Below are 16,888 nucleotides of genomic sequence, written 5' to 3'. Positions count from 1 at the left end.
TCGGTCAGCCGGGCGCACCAAGGTGGCGCAGCCTCAGCCCGACGTCGTTTCCTGCCGCTCCGGATGAGCGAGGGCGGCGCCGGTACGTAGTACTCAACCAGAGATGCGCGCCGCGTGGTCCCACCCTGGGGAGTCGCCGGTCACATCGGGTGAGTGGCCGGCCCCGGTAGGTGCGGCGGTAGGCGAGCGGTGCGACGCCGATCGCGGCGTGCAGGTGCTGGCGCATCGAGGCCGTGGTGCCGAAGCCGGACTGCTGGGCGACCCGCTCGACCGGGATGTCGGTCGACTCCAGCAGCCGGCGGGCGAGGGCGACCCGCTGCTGCACCAGCCAGCGGCTGGCCGAGAGCCCCGTCTCCTCGCGGAAGCGCCGGGTGAAGGTGCGGACGCTCATCCGCGCGTGGGCGGCGAGGTCGGCGAGGGTGAGCGCATCCCCAGGTGCTCGGCCGCCCACGCGCGCGTCGCCGCCGTCCCCGAGTCGCCGCGCTCGGGCACCGGCCGCTCGATGAACTGCGACTGACCGCCGTCCCGCCACGGGGCGACGACGCTGCGCCGGGCGACGCGGCTGGCCACCTCGCCCCCGTGGTCGCGGCGGATCACGTGCAGGAGGAGATCGATGCCCGCCGCGTTGCCGGCGGAGGTCAGGACGTCGCCGTCGTCCACGAACAGGACGTCGGGGTCGAGGCGCACGCGGGGAAGAGGGCGGCGAAGGCCGGGGCGTGCAGCCAGTGGGTGGTCGCCGGCCGGCCGTCGAGCAGGCCCGCCGCTGCGAGGACGAAGGCGCCGGTGCAGATGGAGACCAGGCGGGACCGCTCCGCGGTGCGGCGCAGCAGGTCGGCCAGCTCGTCCGGAACGGTCCCGTCGGTCATGGCGGAGGTGCCGTGGATGCCCGGGAGGACGACGGTCTGCGCGGTCTCCAGGATCGAGGCGTCGTGCTCGGGGAGCAGCGAGTAGCCGGCCGAGGTGCGCACCGGCCCGCCGTCGAGGCTGGCCACGCGCACCCGGTAGAGCCTGGTGCCGTCGGCGTCCACGGCGCTGCCGAGGAACTGGTGGGGCAGCCCGACCTCGTAGGCCATGGTGCGGGGCAGGGCGAGGACGGCCACCTCGTGCGGGGCCGATCGCCCACCGGGGGACGGCATGGCCGGATCCTTGCACATGTTGGCTGCCCGGCCACTCACTCGGCCCGTCCGCCGTGCGCCATGCTCTCCGCCGTGACCGCCCTCGCCCCACCGCGCACGCACCGGATCCATCCCGCCTGGTGGGTGGCCGCCGTGACCTTCCTGGCGCTGGTAGGTGCCGCTGCCTTCCGCGCCGTGCCGGGTGTGCTGATCGACCCGCTGCGCGCGGAATTCGGCTGGTCGGTGTCGACCATCTCGGCGGCGGTCGCGATCAACATGGCGCTGTACGGGCTGACCGCGCCCTTCGCCGCCGCCCTGATGGAGCGGTTCGGCATCCGCCGCGTGGTGATGGCCGCGCTGCTCGTGGTGGCGCTCGGCAGCGGGCTGACGGTGTTCATGACCGCGAGCTGGCAGCTGGTCCTGCTGTGGGGTGTGCTGGTCGGACTGGGCTCCGGCTCGATGGCGCTGTCGCTGGTCGCGACGGTGACCGGCCGCTGGTTCGTCGCCCGGCGCGGGTTGGTCTCGGGCATCCTCACCGCCGGCGGCGCGGCCGGGCAGCTGGTCTTCCTGCCGCTGGTGGCCTGGATCGACTCGGAGTGGGGCTGGCGGGCGGCGTCGCTGGGGACGACGGCGGCCGCGCTCGCCGTCCTGCCGCTGGTGGCCTGGCTGCTCCGCGACCGGCCGCGGGACCTCGGCGTCGTCCCCTACGGCGGAACGGCGGCCGACGACGTCGACCCCGTCCGTACCGGTGCGGGCCGCGCGGCGGTCCAGGGACTCGTCCTCGCCGCGCGGTCGCGCCCGTTCTGGCTGCTGGCGGCCGGCTTCTTCATCTGCGGGATGTCGACCAACGGCCTGGTGCAGCCGCACTTCATCCCGGCCGCGCACGACCACGGCATGCCGGTGACGACGGCGGCCGGGCTGCTGGCGGTGGTCGGGCTCTTCGACATCGCCGGCACGGTCTTCTCCGGCTGGCTCACCGACCGCGTCGACCCGCGGGTGCTGCTCCTGGCCTACTACGGGTTGCGCGGCCTGTCGCTGTTCGCGCTGCCCACCCTGTTCGGGCCGGACCTGCACGTCAGCATGATCGCCTTCATCGTCTTCTACGGGCTGGACTGGGTGGCCACGGTGCCGCCCACGCTGGCGCTGTGCCGGGAGCACTTCGGCGCCCGCGCCCCCGTCGTCTTCGGCTGGGTCTTCGCCTCCCACCAGGTCGGCGCGGCGGTCGCGGCGTTCGGCGGCGGGGTGATCCGCGACGTCACCGGCTCCTATGATCTCGCCTGGTTCCTCGCCGGCGGGCTCTGCATGCTGGCGGCGGCCGCCTCGATCTCCATCCGCCGCAACCTTCCCCGCCCGCGGAGACGGCCTCGCCGACCGACCGCGAGGAAGCCGCAGCCGCCCAGGCGCACGGCTGACCCCGTCGGGCGGACATGGCCATCTCTGCCCTCGGGATCAGCCGGCGGCGGCAAGGGCGGGGTCGACGGTGCGGCCCAGGATCAGGTCGGCGGCGCGCTCGGCGATCATCATCGTCGGTGCGTTCGTGTTGCCCCGCACCAGCGTCGGCATGACCGAGGCGTCGACGACCCGCAGGCCCTCGATGCCGCGCACCCGCAGCTGCGAGTCCACGACCGCCTGCTCGTCGGTGCCCATCCGGCACGAGGACACCGGGTGGTACAGCGACTCCAGGGTGTTCTTCACCGACTCGCGCAGCGCGTCCCGGCCCTGCACCGCGGCGCCCGGCGACCACTCCTCGTCGAGCACCGAGGCCAGCGGGCCGACCGACGCGATGTCCCGGGCCTTCTCGACGCCGGACACGAGGGCGTCGAGGTCCCGCTCGTCGGTGAGGTAGCCGGCGTCGATGACCGGCGACCACGTCGGGTCGGCCGAGCGCAGCCGCACCGAGCCGCGCGAGTGCACGTGCACCAGCACGACCAGGGTGCTGAAGGCCTCGGCGTCCGGGTCGATCTCCGCCTGCTTCCAGAACTTCACCGGCAGGAAGTGGAACTGCAGGTCCGGCTCGGCCAGCCCGGGGTCGGACCGGGTGAACAGCCCGGCCTCGGCGAGGTTGGAGGTCAGCGGGCCCCGGCCCGCGACCTTCCACATCGCCATGTTGCCCGGCGACTCGGCCAGCCGGAGCGACTTCCCCGACCGCACGGTCGACACGATCGGCACGAGCGGGTGGTCCTGCAGCCCGCCCCCGACGCCCGGCAGGTCGTGGACGACGTCGACGCCGACCTCGCGCAGGTGGTCGGCCGGGCCGATCCCCGAGAGCATCAGCAGCTGGGGGCTGTTGATGGCGCCACCGGAGAGCACGACCTCCCGGCTGGCGCGCGCGGTGTGCACCCGGCCGCCGGCGCGGTACTCGACGCCGGTCGCCCGGCCGTTCTCGAGCAGCACCCGAGTCGTGAGCGCCCCGGTCCGGACGGTCAGGTTCGGCCGCTGCTCGGCGGGGTGCAGGTAGGCGGCGGCCGAGGACCAGCGGCGGCCGCGCCGCTGGGTCACCTGGTACGGGCCGACGCCCTCGAGGGTGGCACCGTTGAAGTCGTCGTTGCGCGGGTAGCCGGCGGCGACGGCGGACCGGACGACGGCGCGGGTCCACGGGTGCGGTGAGCGCAGGTCCTCGACCCGGAGCGGGCCACCCACCCCGTGGAAGCGGTCGGCGCCGCGGGCGTTGTCCTCCATGCGGCGGAACAGCGGCAGCACGTGGTCGTAGGACCAGGACGGATCACCGGTGAGCTCGGCCCACTCGTCGTAGTCGGCTGCCGCGCCGCGCATGTAGATCATCGCGTTGATCGACGACGACCCGCCCAGCAGCTTGCCGCGCGGCCAGAACAGCCTGCGGCCGTCGAGGCCCGGCTGCGGCTCCGTCGTGTAGTTCCAGTCCAGCCGGGTGCGCCAGGTCTTGTAGAGCCCGGCCGGGATCTGCACCTCGAGCACGTCGTCGGAACCGCCGGCCTCCAGCAGCAGCACCCGCAGCGTCGGGTCCTCCGACAGCCGGCCGGCGACCGCGCACCCGGCCGACCCGGCGCCGACGACGACGACGTCGAACTCGTCGCCCACGTCGGGGGCGCTCACCGGTGGCGCCCGTGGAGCATGCCCATGACGCGGGCGACGGCGTCGGTGGCCGAGGCGGGGCGGCTGAAGCTCATCAGGTTCACCGGCAGCGCGTACTTCTGGCGGGTGATCGCCTTGGCGCGGGTGAACTCCTTGAGCCCGTCCTCGCCGTGGATCCGGCCGAAGCCGCTCTCGCCGACGCCGCCGAAGGGCAGGGCGGGGATCGAGGCGAAGGTGAGCACCGAGTTCACCGACGTCATGCCGCTGCGCATCCGGCGGGCGAGGTCCATCGCCGTCGCCTTGGAGCCGGAGAAGACCGAGCCGGCCAGGCCGTAGGACGTGGCGTTGGCGCGCTCCAGCGCCTCCTCGGCGTCGCGCACCTTGGTGATGGCCAGCGTCGGCCCGAAGGTCTCCTCGCAGATCGCGGGGAGGAGTCGGGGACGTCGAGCAGCACGGCGGGGGCGAGGTAGTTCTCGTTGGGGAAGAGGCTCGGGTCGGCCTCGCCGCGGACCACCCGGCCGGTCACCTCGGCATCGGAGACGTGCCGACGGACGATGTCGCCCTGCGAGGCCATGGTCATCGGGCCGTAGGTGGCCTCGGCGTCCGAACCCGGGCGCAGCGTGCGGACCTGGGCGGTGACCTCGGCGACGAACCGGTCGTAGACGGCGCTGGTGGCGTAGACGCGCTCGATGCCGATGCAGGTCTGCCCGGCGTTGCTCATCGACCCCCAGACGGCGGCGTCGGCGGCGGCGACCACGTCGGCGTCGTCGTCGACGATCATCGCGTCCTTGCCGCCGAGCTCCATGAGCACGGGGGTGAGGGTCTCCGCGCAGGCGGCCATGACCGTGCGGCCGGTGGGGGCGGACCCGGTGAAGGCGAGCTTGCCGACGCCGGCGCGGCACAGCGCGGCCCCCGTCTCACCGAAGCCGGTGACGACCTGGAACGCGTCCTCGCAGTCGGGGACGGCGGCCCGCCAGGCGGCGGCCAGCCAGGCGCCCACGGCGGGGTGTGCTCCGACGGCTTGAAGACGACGGCGTTGCCGGCGGCCAGCGCGTAGGCGATGGAGCCCATCGGCGTGAAGACCGGGTAATTCCAGGGGCCGATCACGCCGATGACGCCGAGCGGCTGGTACTCCAGGTAGGCGGCGTGGTTGGCGGCCAGCAGCCCGGCCTTCACCCGGCGCAGGCCGAGCGACCTGCGCGCGTGCGCGCCCGCCCACGCCAGGTGGTCGATCGCCAGGGTGATCTCGAGGATCGCGTCGGCGTGCGGCTTGCCGTTCTCGCGGTGGACCAGGTCGGCGAGCTCGTTGATGCGCCGGGCGAGGTAGCCGCGGTAGGCCGACAGCCGCTCCTTGCGCCCGTCGAAGCCGAGCTCGGCCCAACGGGCGGCGGCCGTGCGGGCGCGCTCCACGGTCTCGGCCACGGCGTCGGTGTCGTGCACGGGGAAGACGCCGACGACCGCGCCGGAGGCGGGGTTCGTGGACTCGAAGGTCTGGGTGGTGGCGTGGCGGTCGACGGTGCCGGCGGAAGCGTCGGTGACCGTGTCCATCTGCTCGACGAGCGACATGTGGCGCAGGTTACCCGCGGGTCACTTGGCGGGCAGGAGGAGACCCGACCGGGCGACCCAGCTCGCCGGACACGGGTCGGCCACCGTGGAGCTCAGCACCGGCCGGGCGCTGCACCGGGCCCCGGTCGAGTCCTGCTCAGTCGGCGTCGATCACTGCCCAGACGGTCTTGGTGCTCCGGTTCCCGAACCAGCCGTGCCGGGCGGACAGATCGGCGACCAGGTAGAGGCCGAAGCCGCCGAGGCTGGGATCACGGCCCTGGGCCGGGGTGGGCGGCACCTCGGTGGAGGAGTCGCTGACGGCCAGCAGCCACTGGTTGCCGGTCCGGCTCAGCGCCGTGGCCACGGGGGCACCGCCGTGCCGGAGTGCGTTGGAGGTGAGCTCGTCGGCGATGAGCACCAGCCGCTCCGACCAGTGCTCCCGCTCGGGGTGGACGACGGTCGGGCTGCCGGTGAGAGTGGACCGCAGGCGGGCGCGCAGCTTCGCGAGCTCGGCGAGCGAGTGCAGCTCCTGGCACCACAGCTCGCGGAACCCGAACGGGGACGGCGCGGACTGCCAGAGCGCCACTGCCACCGCCTCGTCGTCGGGCCGAATTCCTCCGGTCCACCCCTGCCACGCCGTGGTCTCGGTCGTGGTCGTGCCCCGCTGCCGTGCCCGTTCCCGGAGGGGGCGAACCTCCATATCACCCGGTAGTTGGAGACGGCCGGTGACACCGCCGAACTAGGGTCCATGCCCGGGAGGGCTCGCCGGGCCCGCAGGGAGGGTCGGAGCATGTCGACGGCCACCGATGGCGACCCCTTCGGCACCGCCGGGATCCGGCAGCGGGTGCTGTCGGCGTGGCGAGAGGACCCGGCCCGGTTCCGCGAGGACGCCAACGCCGAAGAGGACCTCGTCCGGGGCGGCTACCGCGACCGGCTGCTCGTCGAGCTGGCCCAGAACGCGGCCGACGCGGCCGTCCGGGCGGGCGTCCGGGGGCAGCTGCGGCTGGAGCTGCGGGGGACGACGCTGTGCGCGGCGAACACGGGTGCGCCCCTCGACGCAGCCGGGGTGCAGGGGCTCGCGACGCTGCGCGCCTCGGCGAAGCGGGACGAGACGGCCGCCGTCGGGCGCTTCGGCGTCGGCTTCGCGGCGGTCCTCGCCGTCAGCGACGAGCCGGCCCTGCTGTCGACGACGGGCGGCGTCCGGTTCGGCGCCGACCCGACGCGCAAGCAGGTCCTCGCGGTGCCGGCCCTCGCTGCCGAGGTCGCCCGCCGGGCAGGCGGGGTGCCGGTGCTGCGGCTCCCGTGGCCCACCGCGGACCGGCCTCCGGACGGGTACGCGACCGAGGTCGTCCTGCCGCTGCGCGACGGCGCCGTACCGGTCGTCGCGGCGGCGCTGGCCGACCTCCGTGCCGACGTGCTGCTCGCCCTGCCCGGCCTGAGCGCGGTCGACGTCGTCGTCGACGGCGTCGTGCGCGGCCTGCGGATCGAGCGCACGCCGGGCTCGGCCCGCCTCACCGACGGCCCGGGGACGACGACGTGGGCGGTGGCCGAACGCTCCGGCGAACTGGCCGCGCAGCTGCTGGCCGACCGGCCGGTGGAGGAACGGGCCCGTCGCGCCTGGACGGTCACCGCTGCGGTGCCCCTGGACGACGACGGGCGGCCCGCACCGCTCCCTCCCGGCCAGGTCGTCCACGCGCCCACGCCGAGCGACGAGCCGCTGTCGCTGCCGGTGCGGCTGATCGCGCCGTTCCCGCTGGATCCCGACCGCCGGCACGTCGCTGCGGGGCCGGTCACCGACGCCCTGGTCGAGTCCGCCGCCGCCACCTGCGCCGATCTGGTGGCCGGCCTCCCCGCCGACCCGGCGGTGCTCGCGCTGGTGCCCCGGGTCGGGCTGGCCGGCGCCGAGCTGGACGCCGCGCTGTGCGGCGCCCTCCTCGACCGCCTGCGGGCGCTCGCCTGGCTGCCGGTGGCGGCCGACCGGGAGGCGCGGCAGACGCCGGAGCGCGCGACGGCGCTGGACGACCCGACCGAGGAACGGGTGGCTGCGCTGGGCGACGTCGTCCCGGGTCTGCTCCCGGCCGGCTGGTCCCGGCGCTCGGACGCGCGCACGCTCACCGCGCTGGGGGTGCGCCGGATCGGGGTCGCCGAGGCGGTGGAGGCCGTGCGGGGCGTGGCGCGACCGGCGTCGTGGTGGGCCGGGTTGTACGCGGCCCTGGACGGCGCGGACCGCGAGGAGCTCGCCGCCCTGCCGGTTCCGCTCGCCGACGGCCGGACCGCGCACGGCCCGGCCGGTGTGCTGCTGCCGGATGCGGAGCTCCCCGTCCACCGGCTCGCTCCGCTCGGCCTGCGGCTGGCCGAGCCCGACGCGGTGGCGCCCGCCGAGGCCCGCCGGCTGCTCGAACGGCTCGGCGCCCAGCCGGCCACCGCCCGGACCGTCTTGGCCGACCCGGCCGTGCGCGCCGCCGTCGGGGCCTCGATGGACGCCGTCGACGACCCGCTCGAGGGGCGCCCGAGCCGGACGAGCTGGCCGAGGCCGTGCTCGCGCTCGTCGCGGCGGCGCGTCCGGCGGCGGGGAGCTGCCCTGGCTGGCCGAGCTGGCGCTACCCGACGCCGACGGGGCTGGGCGCCGGCCGGTGAGCTCGTGCGGCCCGGGTCGGTGCTGGCCGACGTCCTCGCCGAGGGCTCGCTGGGGGTGCTGGACGACGACATGGCCGCGACCGCGGACCCGGATGCCCTGCGGGCCGTCGGCGTGCTCGACACGTTCGGGCTGGTGCACGCGGAGGACCCCGACGACCTGGACGTGGACGATGCGGACCGATGGGTGGACGAGGTGCTCGACCGGCTGCCCCCGGACGGGCCGCCACCGCGGTGGCCGGCGCTGACCGCCGTCCGGGACCTCGAACTGGTCACCGACTGGGACCGCGCGCTGCCGCTCGTGGCCGCGCTGCCGGCCGGGGCCTGGGCGGACGTCGTGCTCGACGGCGTGGCAGTCCCGGGCTACCTGCGCTGGTGGCTGTCGACCCATCCGGTGCTGGCAGGGGAGCGACCCGATCGGCTGCGCGACCCGGGGAGCACCGAGCTACAGGGACTGTACGAACCGGCAGCGGCCGCGCCGGAGGTCCTCGCGCTGCTGCGGCCGCCGGCGTCGGTGGCCGACGTCCTGGCCGACGTCGATGCGGCGATCGACCTGCTCGACCGGCTCGGCGATCCGGTCCGGACGGTCCGGCCCGACGTCCTGCGCACGGTCTACGCCCGGCTCGCCGGGGCCCTGGACGGGATCGATGTCGACCCGCCCGAGCGGGTGCGGGTCGCGCCGGACCGGGTGGTGACGGACGCGGTCGTGCTGGACCTGCCGTGGTTGCAGCCACTGGTCCGAGTGCCCGTGGTGCCGGCCGGGGGCGCCCCGGGGGCGGTCGCGGACCTGCTGGACCTGCCGCTGGCGAGCGAACGGGTGCGCGGCGGTGTGACCGCCCAGGGCGACCGCCGCCCGTGGGCCGGGCTGCCCGGCGCGGCGCTGGCCGCCGCCCGGTTGGGCGCTGAGGGTTGACCGGCGACGTCGTCCTCCACGACGACCTCCGGGTCGACGGGCAGCGGGTCGCCTGGTGGCCCGCGCAGGACGGGGACCACGTCGACAGCAGCCCCGAGGGCCTCGGGCGCGCGCTGGCCTGGCGGGCCGGGGCGTGGTCGCGACGGCAGGCGCTGGCCGAGGCGTTCGCCTTCCCCGATCGCGCCCTCGACCTGGCGGCCGAGGACGCGATCGGCTGACCGAGGCATAGGTACCTTTACCCCCGTCCGGGGCGCCCGGAAGGGGGTAAAGGTACCTATGCCTCCCGCTCACTGGCCCCAGCGGGGATGGCCGCGGCGCCGGGCGCGTGACCGTGCGTGGACGGCCGCCTCCCGGAACGGCCACCGGGTGGAGGCGGCCCGGGCGCGCGGGAGGCATGGCGCCAGCATTCGTACAACGCAAGCCACTGCGCCGCGGTGAGAGCGGTCGGCCGGGTGGTGGGCGGCAGTCCTTCCTGGCGCAGCCACCGGACGCCGGCGGTGCCGGGCAGCTGGGCCCGGAGCAGCGGCCCCAGCGGGGCGGACGGTGACGCCAGGACGGCGCCGGCGAGCCGGTCGAACGCCGCCGTGGCGGACTCCGGCACCGAGGAGCGGGCGGCGGCCGCGGGGCCGTCGCTGATCAGGGACGGGCGTGACAAGGGGAACCTCCGGGCGTAGCGATGCGGGTGCCCGCGGGCGTGCAGGGGCCCGGGACGGGCTGGGGACGAGCAGCGCCCGGAACGTTCACGGGCGCGGACGGCGGGCGGCGGGAACCGCTCCGAGGGGCGTCAGCTCAGACGGTGCGCAGGCGCACGAAGTACCGCATGGCGGGGACGCTAAGACGTCGACCCCAACGGGTCGAGCGAATATCCACGGCGGGCACTACTGCCCCCGCGCGGAGTCCTTCGCCTGCTGGCGGGCGCGGTGGGCCTCCCACTTCGCGCGGTCGCGCGCGCGGGCGTCCGCGCCGCGCTCCCACTTCTCCTTGCGCCGACGGGCGCGCTCCAGCTCGCGCTCCTCGAACGTCGAGTGGTCGTCCCAGTTGCTCGCGAGGACGCCGATGACCGCGACGGTCCCCAGCATGATCGCCACGAACGCGGCGAGGACCGGATCGAGGAGGAGGAAGGCCGCGACCGACCCGAGAACCGCGAGTGCACCGCCCAGGAGCCACCGACCCGACACGGGGACGAGTATCCGCCGTCCTCCCGGGGAACCGGTGCCGCCTCCCCGTGTGACGACTGGGACACGTGTGATCGTCAGGGTCTTGCGGAGCAACCATCCGGTCCCTACCGTCGGGGCCAGCGGTTCAACCAGTCAGCCGTCTCGCCAGTTCCGCCGCCCTCCCGAGGGCTCCGTCACTGGTCCGGATCAGGCCCGAGAGGCAGCCCGTGACCGCATCGTCGCTCGAACCCTCCACCACCGAGCTGGTCTCCGTGGCCGTCTCCGGCTCCGGCCCGGTCGTCTGCGTCACCGCCACCGGCGAGGTCGACTCGACCTCCGCGCCCGTGCTGCGCCAGGAACTGGACGCGCTCCTCGACGGCGACGTCCGGGAGCTCACCGTCGACCTCGGCCGGGTCACCTTCCTCGACTCCGCCGGGCTCTGCGTGCTCGCCGCGGCCCACCGGCGCGCCGTCCGCCAGGACGTGACCATGCGGGTGCTCGCCTCCTCCCGCGCGGTCATCCGTCCACTGCAGATCACCGGCCTGTGGGACCTGCTGAAGGCCGAGCGGGTCGACGACGCGTCCACCCTGCCCACCCAGCAGGGTGTCGCCTGATCCGCTGGACCTGATCGGCACGGCCTGATCCGCACGGTCTGATCGTCCGGTCCTGACCCCTCCTCCACGGGGCGCTCGTCCGGGCGCTCGCGCGCGCCACGCAGCCGGGGTGGAGACTCGGTGCCGCCCTCCTCATCGGACGGGGCGGGCTCGGTCGTGGAGCAACAGGGAGGGCCATCGTGCGAGATGCGGTCATCTGCGAGCCGCTGCGGACCCCGGTCGGGGGTTTCGGCGGATCGCTTCGGGACGTGCCGGTGCAGGAGCTCGCCTCGACGGTGATCCGTGCGCTCGTCGAGCGCACCGGCCTGCCGCCGGAGTCGGTCGAGGACGTGATCCTCGGGCACTGCTACCCGACGATGGACGCGCCGGCGATCGGCCGCGTGGCGGCGCTGGACGCCGGGCTCCCGGTCACCGCCTCGGGCATCCAGATCGACCGGCGCTGCGGCTCGGGCCTGCAGGCGGTCCTCTACGCGGCCATGCAGGTGCAGTCGGGCGCCTCCGACCTCCTGCTCGCCGGGGGTGCCGAGTCGATGAGCAACGCGCCCTTCTACTCGACGGCGATGCGCTGGGGGTCAAGGCCGGCCCGGGCGTGCTGCTGCAGGACGGCCTGGCCCGCGGTCGCGTCACCGCCGGCGGCCAGAACCACCCGGTCCCCGGCGGCATGCTCGAGACGGCGGAGAACCTGCGCCGGGAGTACACGGTCTCCCGCGAGGAGCAGGACGAGTACTCCGTGCGCAGCCACCAGCGGGCGGCCGCCGCGGTCGAGGCCGGCCGGTTCGCCGACGAGATCGTGCCGGTCACCGTGAAGGGCCGGAAGGGCGACACCGTCGTCGACCGGGACGAGCACATCCGCCCCGACTCGAGCGTCGAGACCCTCGCCAAGCTGCGCCCGATCATGGGCCGGGACGACCCGGAGGCCACCGTCACCGCCGGCAACGCCAGCGGCCAGAACGACGGCGCCGCGATCGCGATCGTCACCACTCCGGAGAAGGCCGCCGAGCTGGGGCTGCGGCCGCTGGCCCGGCTGGTCTCGTGGGCCGTCGCCGGCGTGCCGCCTGCGACCATGGGCATCGGCCCGGTCCCGGCCACCGCGAAGGCGCTGGCCCTGGCCGACGTGAAGCTCTCCGACGTCGACCTGATCGAGCTCAACGAGGCGTTCGCCAGCCAGGTGCTCGCGGTGACCCGCGAGTGGGGCTTCACCGACAGCGACTTCGAGCGCACCAACGTCAACGGGTCCGGCATCTCCCTCGGCCACCCGGTGGGGGCGACCGGTGGGCGGATCCTCGCCACGCTGCTGCGCGAGATGGACCGCCGCGAGGCCCGCTACGGGCTGGAGACGATGTGCATCGGCGGCGGCCAGGGCCTGGCCGCGCTGTTCGAGCGGGTGTCCTCGTGACGGCCCGCGTCGCGATCGTCACCGGGGCGGCCCGCGGGATCGGGGCGGCCACCGCGCTGCGGCTGGCGTCCGACGGCTTCGCCGTCGCGGTGCTCGACCTGAAGGAGGACGACGCCCGCGGCACGGTGGAGGCGATCGAGGCCGCGGGTGGCCGGGGCCTGGCGGTGGGCGCCGACGTCGGTGACGAGGCGCAGGTGGAGGCCGCCGTCGAGCGGATCGCCGCCGAGCTCGGCCCACCGGTGGTGCTGGTGAACAACGCCGGGGTGACCCGGGACAACCTGCTGTTCAAGATGAGCGACACCGACTGGGACCTGGTCATGCACGTGCACCTGCGCGGCTCGTTCCTGATGACCCGCGCGGCGCAGAAGCACATGATCGACGCGCGGTGGGGCCGGATCGTGAACCTGTCCAGCACGTCCGCGCTGGGCAACCGCGGCCAGGCCAACTACGCCACGGCGAAGGCGGGGCTGCAGGGCTTCACGAAGACGCTGGCCATCGAGCTCGGCAAGTTCGGGGTCACCGCCAACGCCATCGCGCCCGGCTTCATCGTCACCGACATGACGAAGGCGACCGCCGAGCGGATCGGCGAGGAGTGGGAGCCGTACGTGGCCAAGCGGGCCGCGGCGATCCCGGTGGCACGGGCCGGGCAGCCCGAGGACATCGCGCACACCGTGTCGTTCCTCGTCAGCGAGGGCGCCGGCTTCGTGTCGGGCCAGGTCGTCTACGTCGCCGGCGGCCCGAAGAACTGAGCGCGGGCGGCGCCGGTCACGAGGAAGGGTCGCGGTCGGGGTAGCGGGCCCGCGCGAGGGCGTAGACGCCGAACGCGGCGAAGCCGGCCGCGATCGCCGTGAGCAGCCACGGCCCTGCCCGCACCCCGGCGATCGCGGTCATGGCGCCGTCGAGGCCGGTCGCCGTCGAGACGTCGGCCGAGAGGGCCGCCCGCCAGAGCAGCACGCCGACCAGGCCGAACGCGATGCCCTTGGCGACGTACCCGATCCGGCCGATCCCTCGATCAGCGGCTCCCAGCGGTCCGGAGCGGCCGGCAGGTCGATGTCGCGCATGAAGCCCGCGGTGAACCCGCGCACGAGCGTGTAGAGCCCGACGGCGATCACCCCCAGGGCGACGACGACGACCAGCGCCGCCCCGCCGGGGATCAGCAGGGTGTCGTCGGTCAGCTCCTGCAGCCGCTCGTCTGCCTCGTACCCGGCGCCGGCCGCGAAGAGCAGGGCGGTTCCTCCGAGCACGCCGTACACGGCCGCTTTCGCCAGGCACTTGACGCAGACGACGGCGGTGCGCAGCCGGTGCGACCGGTCGAGCAGGCCCCGCCACCACAGCAGCACCTCACCGGCCTGCCACAGCGCGAGGAGAGCATCCCGAGGCCGATGGCCCACAGGAGCACACTGCCGCCGGGGCCGTCGGCGACCGTCTGCAGCGCGCCGGTCTGGTCGGCGTCGGCGCCGCGCAGCCGCCAGGCGATCCGTACCGCGAGGTAGGCGATCAGCAGGTGCATCGCGCCGTAGGCGATCAGCCCCGCGCGGGCCAGGTGGGTGAGCACCGGGTGGTCGGTGACGGTCCGGGCCCGCTCGACGACGTCGTGCACGCGGTCGAGCGCGGAGCGGACTAAGGGCACGGGGGCATCCTGCGCGACGCGGGGACCGGGAGCGACCGGGGAGGGGACGTCCCTGACCTCCTGGACGACCCCGGCGTCCTACGTGCCGTGCCGACGGCGGACCATCTCGGTGATCCAGATTGGCGCGAACGGGGACGTGCAGCCCGGCGGCGTCGGGTAGTCCTCGAGGACCCCGAGCCGTTTCCCGATGTCGAGCGCACGGGTCCGGAGCTCGGCGTGCTCGATGCCGATCTGGGCCAGGCAGGTGTTCATCGCCCACTGCAGACGGTCCGGGGCCTCCGTCATCCGTGCCTCGATGACGTCGAGCAGACCCGCGAGGTCGAGGCCTTCCGGCGACTTTCTCACCCGTTCGCTGGTGAGCGCCCAGCCGGCACTCGCGACCACCGGATCCGGATCCGCCCACCAGGCAGTCCGCAGCTCTTCGCTGTGCGGGCTCTTCTTCACCACGTAGTTCACCAGCCAGTCGTGCACCTTCGGGACGCGGGCCTGGCGCACCATGGCATCGAGCTCGTCGCGCTCGAACGCCTTCGGGCGGCAGATCAGGAGCGAGAGCAGCCTCGCCGCGGTGTCGCCGGTCGCCCAGAGTTCCCGCGCGAGGTCCTGCTGCGTCCTCAGCCGCTTCGCCAGCGCGCGGAGGTTGCCGAGGTTGACGCCGTGGTCGTCACCGTGTCGCTCGTTCACGGCGCGCACCCTCGGGTCCTCGAGCGCGGCCAGGTCGGCCATCACCTCGGGCACCGTCGTCCCTGCGCCCGTCGTCCCTGCCGTCGTGGTGCCTGACATCTGCGACTCCTAGGTGCGTTCGGGGTAGCGGGCCCGCACCAGGCAGAAGGCGCCGAACGCGGCGATCCCGATGGCGACCAGGGTCAGCAGGATCTGGCCGAAGGGGAGGTCGAGGATCGTGTGCAGCGCCCCGTCGAGGCCCTGCGCCTTCGACGGGTCGAACGTGATCGCGGCGTAGGCGAACAGCCCGCCGACCGCCGCCAGTGCGATGCCCTTCCCCGGGAAGCCCACCTGGCCGAGCCGCGTCACGAGCCGCACGGCCGAGTGCGAGCAGTCGGTGGTGTCGATCTCCTTGAGGAAGCGCTTCGTCACACCCTTGTAGACGTGGTACGCGCCGACGCCGATGACCACGAGCCCGGCGATACCCACGAGCCACCGGCCGCCCGGCCAACCGAAGACCCCGGCCGTCGTCTGCTGCTCCGACTGGGAGCTGGACTGCCCGCCGCCGGTGGCGAAGCGGATGGCGAGCACGGCGAACGCGGCGTAGATGACCGCCTTGACGATCGCCTTGCCGGTCCTCGTGAGGGCCGTCGTGCGGGTCTTCCCGGACGCGGACCAGCCGTGCCGCCAGCGCAGCACCTCGGCAGCCTGCCAGGCAGCCAGGGCGATCAGCCCGGCGGCGACGACCCACAGGAGCGGCTTCCCGACCGGCGACTCGGCGAGGGTCTGCATGGCGCCGGACTGGTCGGCGGACTCGCCGCCGGAGCCGCCGAACCACGCCAGCTGCACGGCCAGCCAGGCCACCAGCAGGTGGACCACGCCGTAGGCGATCAGGCCGACGCGGGCCAGGTGCTCGAGGGCGTCGCTGTCACCGGCCTGACGGGCGCTCCCGGCGGCGGAACGGGCCGTTCCCTGTGCGCTCATGACCGGTTCCTTCTTCGGGGGACAGCAACGGCTCAGCGTGGCACACGGCGCGGTCCCGGTGCCTGCCGAAGGACGGGCCCGCGTGGGGGACACTGGAGGAGTGGCGAGCGCAACCGGCATCCTGACCAGCAGCACCGAGTCCATGGACCCCCAGGTGGCCAGGCGCACGTGGCCCCGGTGGATCGGTCTCGGGGTGCTGATGGTCGTCGTCGCGGTCACCGCCGTCCTGTGGGACGACGCCGGCGCCCGGCTGGTGCTGGGCACCGCGGGGCTCTTCCTCGTCGTGCGCGGGGCCTTGCTCCTGCGCGGGGCCGGATCGGGGGCATGAGCACCGCGGTCGCCGGACGCGCGCGCGGCCTGGGCACCGCCGCCCTCGCGGGGGCGTGGTCGCCCTCGCGTGCGTCCCGGTGTCGGAGGCGGCGGCCGCCACGGTTCTCCTGGTGGCCGTGCCGCTGCTCCTGCTGGCCGGTGGTGCCGGACTCGTCGGCCGCGGGGGCCTCGCCCGGCGCGGCGGACAGGCGCTGCTGGTCTGGGCCGCGCTCGTCACCGGCCTGCTGATCGCCACCGGGCTCGGGCAGAGCTGGGAGCGGGCGGCCGACGTCGCCACCGTGACCGCTGCCCTCGCTCTCGCCGTCCTCGCCGTGCCCGTCCTGATCGGCGCCTCGGTCCTGCGCGCGGTCGCGGCCCGACCCGCGCCGGCTCCCGCCCGCACCGTCCCGGCCGCGTGCGCCGGATGCGCCTGCGGCGCGGGCGGCTGCGGCGCCTGATCCGGACCGGCCGTGATCCGGCCGGCACGCGGGTAGGACCCCGCGCACGAGCGGTCACGTCTTCGTCGTCGGGGCCGACCTGACACGCCTGTCGTGCGACGACGTGCTCGTGCCGACGGGCCGGACGCTGCGGGTGGCCGCGAGCTGGTCCTCGCTGCTGCCGCCGGAGCTGGTCCCCGGGCACGTCGACGACGACGCCTGCGTGGCCCTGCAGTGGGCCGCGCGTCGGCTCGAGGTGCTGCTGGACCTCATCGGCTGCCTGTCGACCCCGCCCACCGGCTACCTGCTCGACCCGGCCTACCGCGGGTTGCTGGACGAGGAGGAGTGCGCGCTGGCGGATGCGCTCGACCGAGCCGCCGGCGCGGTGCGGGAGGACTCCGCGTCCACGGCGGCGCAGGAGGTGGTCGCCCTCCTGCGCCGGC

General features: G+C 74.9%; 20 protein-coding genes and 3 pseudogenes. 9 read left to right on the top strand and 14 right to left on the bottom strand.

Annotation, left to right across the window (positions count from 1 at the left end):
- Positions 1-4: 4 nt before the first annotated feature.
- The 3 genes from U6N30_RS20200 to U6N30_RS20190 are packed head-to-tail and all read right to left on the bottom strand — an operon-like array spanning position 5 to position 1,136.
- Positions 5-391 carry a helix-turn-helix domain-containing protein gene (locus tag U6N30_RS20200; protein WP_324273693.1) on the bottom strand — a complete coding sequence of 129 codons (387 nt, stop codon included), beginning with the start codon at positions 389-391 and terminating at the stop codon, positions 5-7.
- Positions 388-660 carry a hypothetical protein gene (locus U6N30_RS20195; protein ID WP_324273692.1) on the bottom strand — a complete coding sequence of 91 codons (273 nt, stop codon included), beginning with the start codon at positions 658-660 and terminating at the stop codon, positions 388-390. The genes U6N30_RS20200 and U6N30_RS20195 overlap by 4 nt, the downstream gene beginning before the upstream one ends.
- On the bottom strand, positions 639-1,136 hold the full coding sequence (locus tag U6N30_RS20190; RefSeq protein ID WP_324273691.1) for a DJ-1/PfpI family protein: 498 nt from the start codon (positions 1,134-1,136) through the stop codon (positions 639-641). The genes U6N30_RS20195 and U6N30_RS20190 overlap by 22 nt, the downstream gene beginning before the upstream one ends.
- Positions 1,137-1,196: 60 nt before the next feature.
- Here U6N30_RS20190 and U6N30_RS20185 point away from each other — a divergent pair.
- A pseudogene (locus U6N30_RS20185) lies at positions 1,197-2,375 on the top strand (MFS transporter); the annotation flags it as partial.
- Positions 2,376-2,564: 189 nt separating this feature from the next.
- Here the strand turns inward: U6N30_RS20185 and U6N30_RS20175 are convergent.
- From U6N30_RS20175 to U6N30_RS20165, 4 genes and pseudogenes are all read right to left on the bottom strand, one after another.
- Positions 2,565-4,187, bottom strand: a complete 1,623-nt coding sequence (locus U6N30_RS20175; RefSeq protein ID WP_324273689.1) for a GMC family oxidoreductase — start codon at positions 4,185-4,187, stop codon at positions 2,565-2,567.
- Positions 4,184-4,546 (bottom strand): aldehyde dehydrogenase family protein, encoded by a 363-nt coding sequence (locus U6N30_RS34295; protein WP_422677960.1) that lies wholly within the window; start codon positions 4,544-4,546, stop codon positions 4,184-4,186. The genes U6N30_RS20175 and U6N30_RS34295 overlap by 4 nt, the downstream gene beginning before the upstream one ends.
- A gap of 107 nt (positions 4,547-4,653) precedes the next feature.
- Positions 4,654-5,714, bottom strand: a pseudogene (locus U6N30_RS35595) (aldehyde dehydrogenase family protein); the annotation flags it as partial.
- Positions 5,715-5,868: 154 nt separating this feature from the next.
- Positions 5,869-6,303, bottom strand: a complete 435-nt coding sequence (locus tag U6N30_RS20165) for an ATP-binding protein (protein ID WP_324273688.1) — start codon at positions 6,301-6,303, stop codon at positions 5,869-5,871.
- Between the two features lie 198 nt (positions 6,304-6,501).
- Here U6N30_RS20165 and U6N30_RS20160 point away from each other — a divergent pair, with 198 nt between their 5' ends.
- Positions 6,502-9,258, top strand: coding sequence for a sacsin N-terminal ATP-binding-like domain-containing protein (locus U6N30_RS20160; RefSeq protein ID WP_324273687.1), 2,757 nt, complete (start codon positions 6,502-6,504; stop codon positions 9,256-9,258).
- On the top strand, positions 9,255-9,476 hold the full coding sequence (locus tag U6N30_RS20155) for a hypothetical protein (RefSeq protein WP_324273686.1): 222 nt from the start codon (positions 9,255-9,257) through the stop codon (positions 9,474-9,476). Before U6N30_RS20160 ends, U6N30_RS20155 begins: the two co-directional genes overlap by 4 nt.
- A gap of 56 nt (positions 9,477-9,532) precedes the next feature.
- Here the strand turns inward: U6N30_RS20155 and U6N30_RS20150 are convergent, their stop codons facing one another.
- Both U6N30_RS20150 and U6N30_RS20145 read right to left on the bottom strand, forming a co-directional pair.
- Positions 9,533-9,913: a hypothetical protein gene (locus tag U6N30_RS20150; protein ID WP_324273685.1), complete on the bottom strand. Its 381-nt coding sequence runs from the start codon at positions 9,911-9,913 to the stop codon at positions 9,533-9,535.
- Between the two features lie 223 nt (positions 9,914-10,136).
- Positions 10,137-10,436, bottom strand: a complete 300-nt coding sequence (locus U6N30_RS20145; protein ID WP_324273684.1) for a hypothetical protein — start codon at positions 10,434-10,436, stop codon at positions 10,137-10,139.
- Between the two features lie 206 nt (positions 10,437-10,642).
- Between U6N30_RS20145 and U6N30_RS20140 the strand changes: the two genes are divergently transcribed.
- The 4 genes and pseudogenes from U6N30_RS20140 (at position 10,643) to fabG (ending at position 13,174) form a co-directional block, all read left to right on the top strand.
- Entirely contained in the window at positions 10,643-11,029 is a 387-nt protein-coding gene (locus U6N30_RS20140) for an STAS domain-containing protein (protein ID WP_324273683.1), read from the top strand.
- A 179-nt stretch (positions 11,030-11,208) separates the two neighbouring features.
- Positions 11,209-11,544 (top strand): annotated as a pseudogene (locus U6N30_RS20135) (thiolase family protein); the annotation flags it as partial.
- A gap of 146 nt (positions 11,545-11,690) precedes the next feature.
- Positions 11,691-12,425: an acetyl-CoA C-acyltransferase gene (locus U6N30_RS20130; RefSeq protein WP_324273682.1), complete on the top strand. Its 735-nt coding sequence runs from the start codon at positions 11,691-11,693 to the stop codon at positions 12,423-12,425.
- Positions 12,422-13,174 carry a 3-oxoacyl-ACP reductase FabG gene (gene fabG / locus U6N30_RS20125; RefSeq protein WP_324273681.1) on the top strand — a complete coding sequence of 251 codons (753 nt, stop codon included), beginning with the start codon at positions 12,422-12,424 and terminating at the stop codon, positions 13,172-13,174. The genes U6N30_RS20130 and fabG overlap by 4 nt, the downstream gene beginning before the upstream one ends.
- Positions 13,175-13,190: 16 nt before the next feature.
- Here the strand turns inward: fabG and U6N30_RS20120 are convergent, their stop codons facing one another.
- The 5 genes from U6N30_RS20120 to U6N30_RS20100 all read right to left on the bottom strand — a co-directional run bounded on the left by U6N30_RS20120 (position 13,191) and on the right by U6N30_RS20100 (position 15,699).
- On the bottom strand, positions 13,191-13,379 hold the full coding sequence (locus tag U6N30_RS20120; protein WP_324273680.1) for a DUF1206 domain-containing protein: 189 nt from the start codon (positions 13,377-13,379) through the stop codon (positions 13,191-13,193).
- Positions 13,313-13,669 (bottom strand): DUF1206 domain-containing protein, encoded by a 357-nt coding sequence (locus tag U6N30_RS20115; RefSeq protein ID WP_324273679.1) that lies wholly within the window; start codon positions 13,667-13,669, stop codon positions 13,313-13,315. Before U6N30_RS20115 ends, U6N30_RS20120 begins: the two co-directional genes overlap by 67 nt.
- Positions 13,597-14,055, bottom strand: coding sequence for a DUF1206 domain-containing protein (locus U6N30_RS20110; protein ID WP_324273678.1), 459 nt, complete (start codon positions 14,053-14,055; stop codon positions 13,597-13,599). Before U6N30_RS20110 ends, U6N30_RS20115 begins: the two co-directional genes overlap by 73 nt.
- 78 nt (positions 14,056-14,133) lie before the next feature.
- The gene (locus U6N30_RS20105) at positions 14,134-14,835 is read right to left on the bottom strand and encodes a DNA alkylation repair protein (RefSeq protein ID WP_324273677.1); all 702 of its coding nucleotides are present in this window, start codon (positions 14,833-14,835) and stop codon (positions 14,134-14,136) included.
- A gap of 9 nt (positions 14,836-14,844) precedes the next feature.
- Positions 14,845-15,699: a DUF1206 domain-containing protein gene (locus U6N30_RS20100; protein ID WP_324273676.1), complete on the bottom strand. Its 855-nt coding sequence runs from the start codon at positions 15,697-15,699 to the stop codon at positions 14,845-14,847.
- Between the two features lie 100 nt (positions 15,700-15,799).
- Here U6N30_RS20100 and U6N30_RS20095 point away from each other — a divergent pair, with 100 nt between their 5' ends.
- Positions 15,800-16,027, top strand: coding sequence for a hypothetical protein (locus U6N30_RS20095; protein ID WP_324273675.1), 228 nt, complete (start codon positions 15,800-15,802; stop codon positions 16,025-16,027).
- Between the two features lie 55 nt (positions 16,028-16,082).
- Positions 16,083-16,466 (top strand): hypothetical protein, encoded by a 384-nt coding sequence (locus tag U6N30_RS20090; protein WP_324273674.1) that lies wholly within the window; start codon positions 16,083-16,085, stop codon positions 16,464-16,466.
- The last annotated feature ends 422 nt before the right edge of the window (positions 16,467-16,888 follow it).

This window comes from Blastococcus brunescens, assembly GCF_035320885.1.
In the GTDB taxonomy this organism is placed as follows: domain Bacteria; phylum Actinomycetota; class Actinomycetes; order Mycobacteriales; family Geodermatophilaceae; genus Blastococcus_B; species Blastococcus_B brunescens.
The sequence above is the reverse complement of the archived record's forward strand: the minus strand, read 5'-3'. Positions and strand labels throughout refer to the sequence as shown.

Bases quoted from the DNA above. Each gene is read 5' to 3' on its own strand.
- U6N30_RS20200 (WP_324273693.1), bottom strand. From the start codon at position 391: ATGAGCGTCCGCACCTTCACCCGGCGCTTCCGCGAGGAGACGGGGCTC.
- U6N30_RS20190 (WP_324273691.1), bottom strand. From the start codon at position 1,136: ATGCCGTCCCCCGGTGGGCGATCGGCCCCGCACGAGGTGGCCGTCCTC.
- U6N30_RS20160 (WP_324273687.1), top strand. From the start codon at position 6,502: ATGTCGACGGCCACCGATGGCGACCCCTTCGGCACCGCCGGGATCCGG.
- U6N30_RS20130 (WP_324273682.1), top strand. From the start codon at position 11,691: ATGCTCGAGACGGCGGAGAACCTGCGCCGGGAGTACACGGTCTCCCGC.
- U6N30_RS20105 (WP_324273677.1), bottom strand. From the start codon at position 14,835: ATGTCAGGCACCACGACGGCAGGGACGACGGGCGCAGGGACGACGGTG.
- U6N30_RS20100 (WP_324273676.1), bottom strand. From the start codon at position 15,699: ATGAGCGCACAGGGAACGGCCCGTTCCGCCGCCGGGAGCGCCCGTCAG.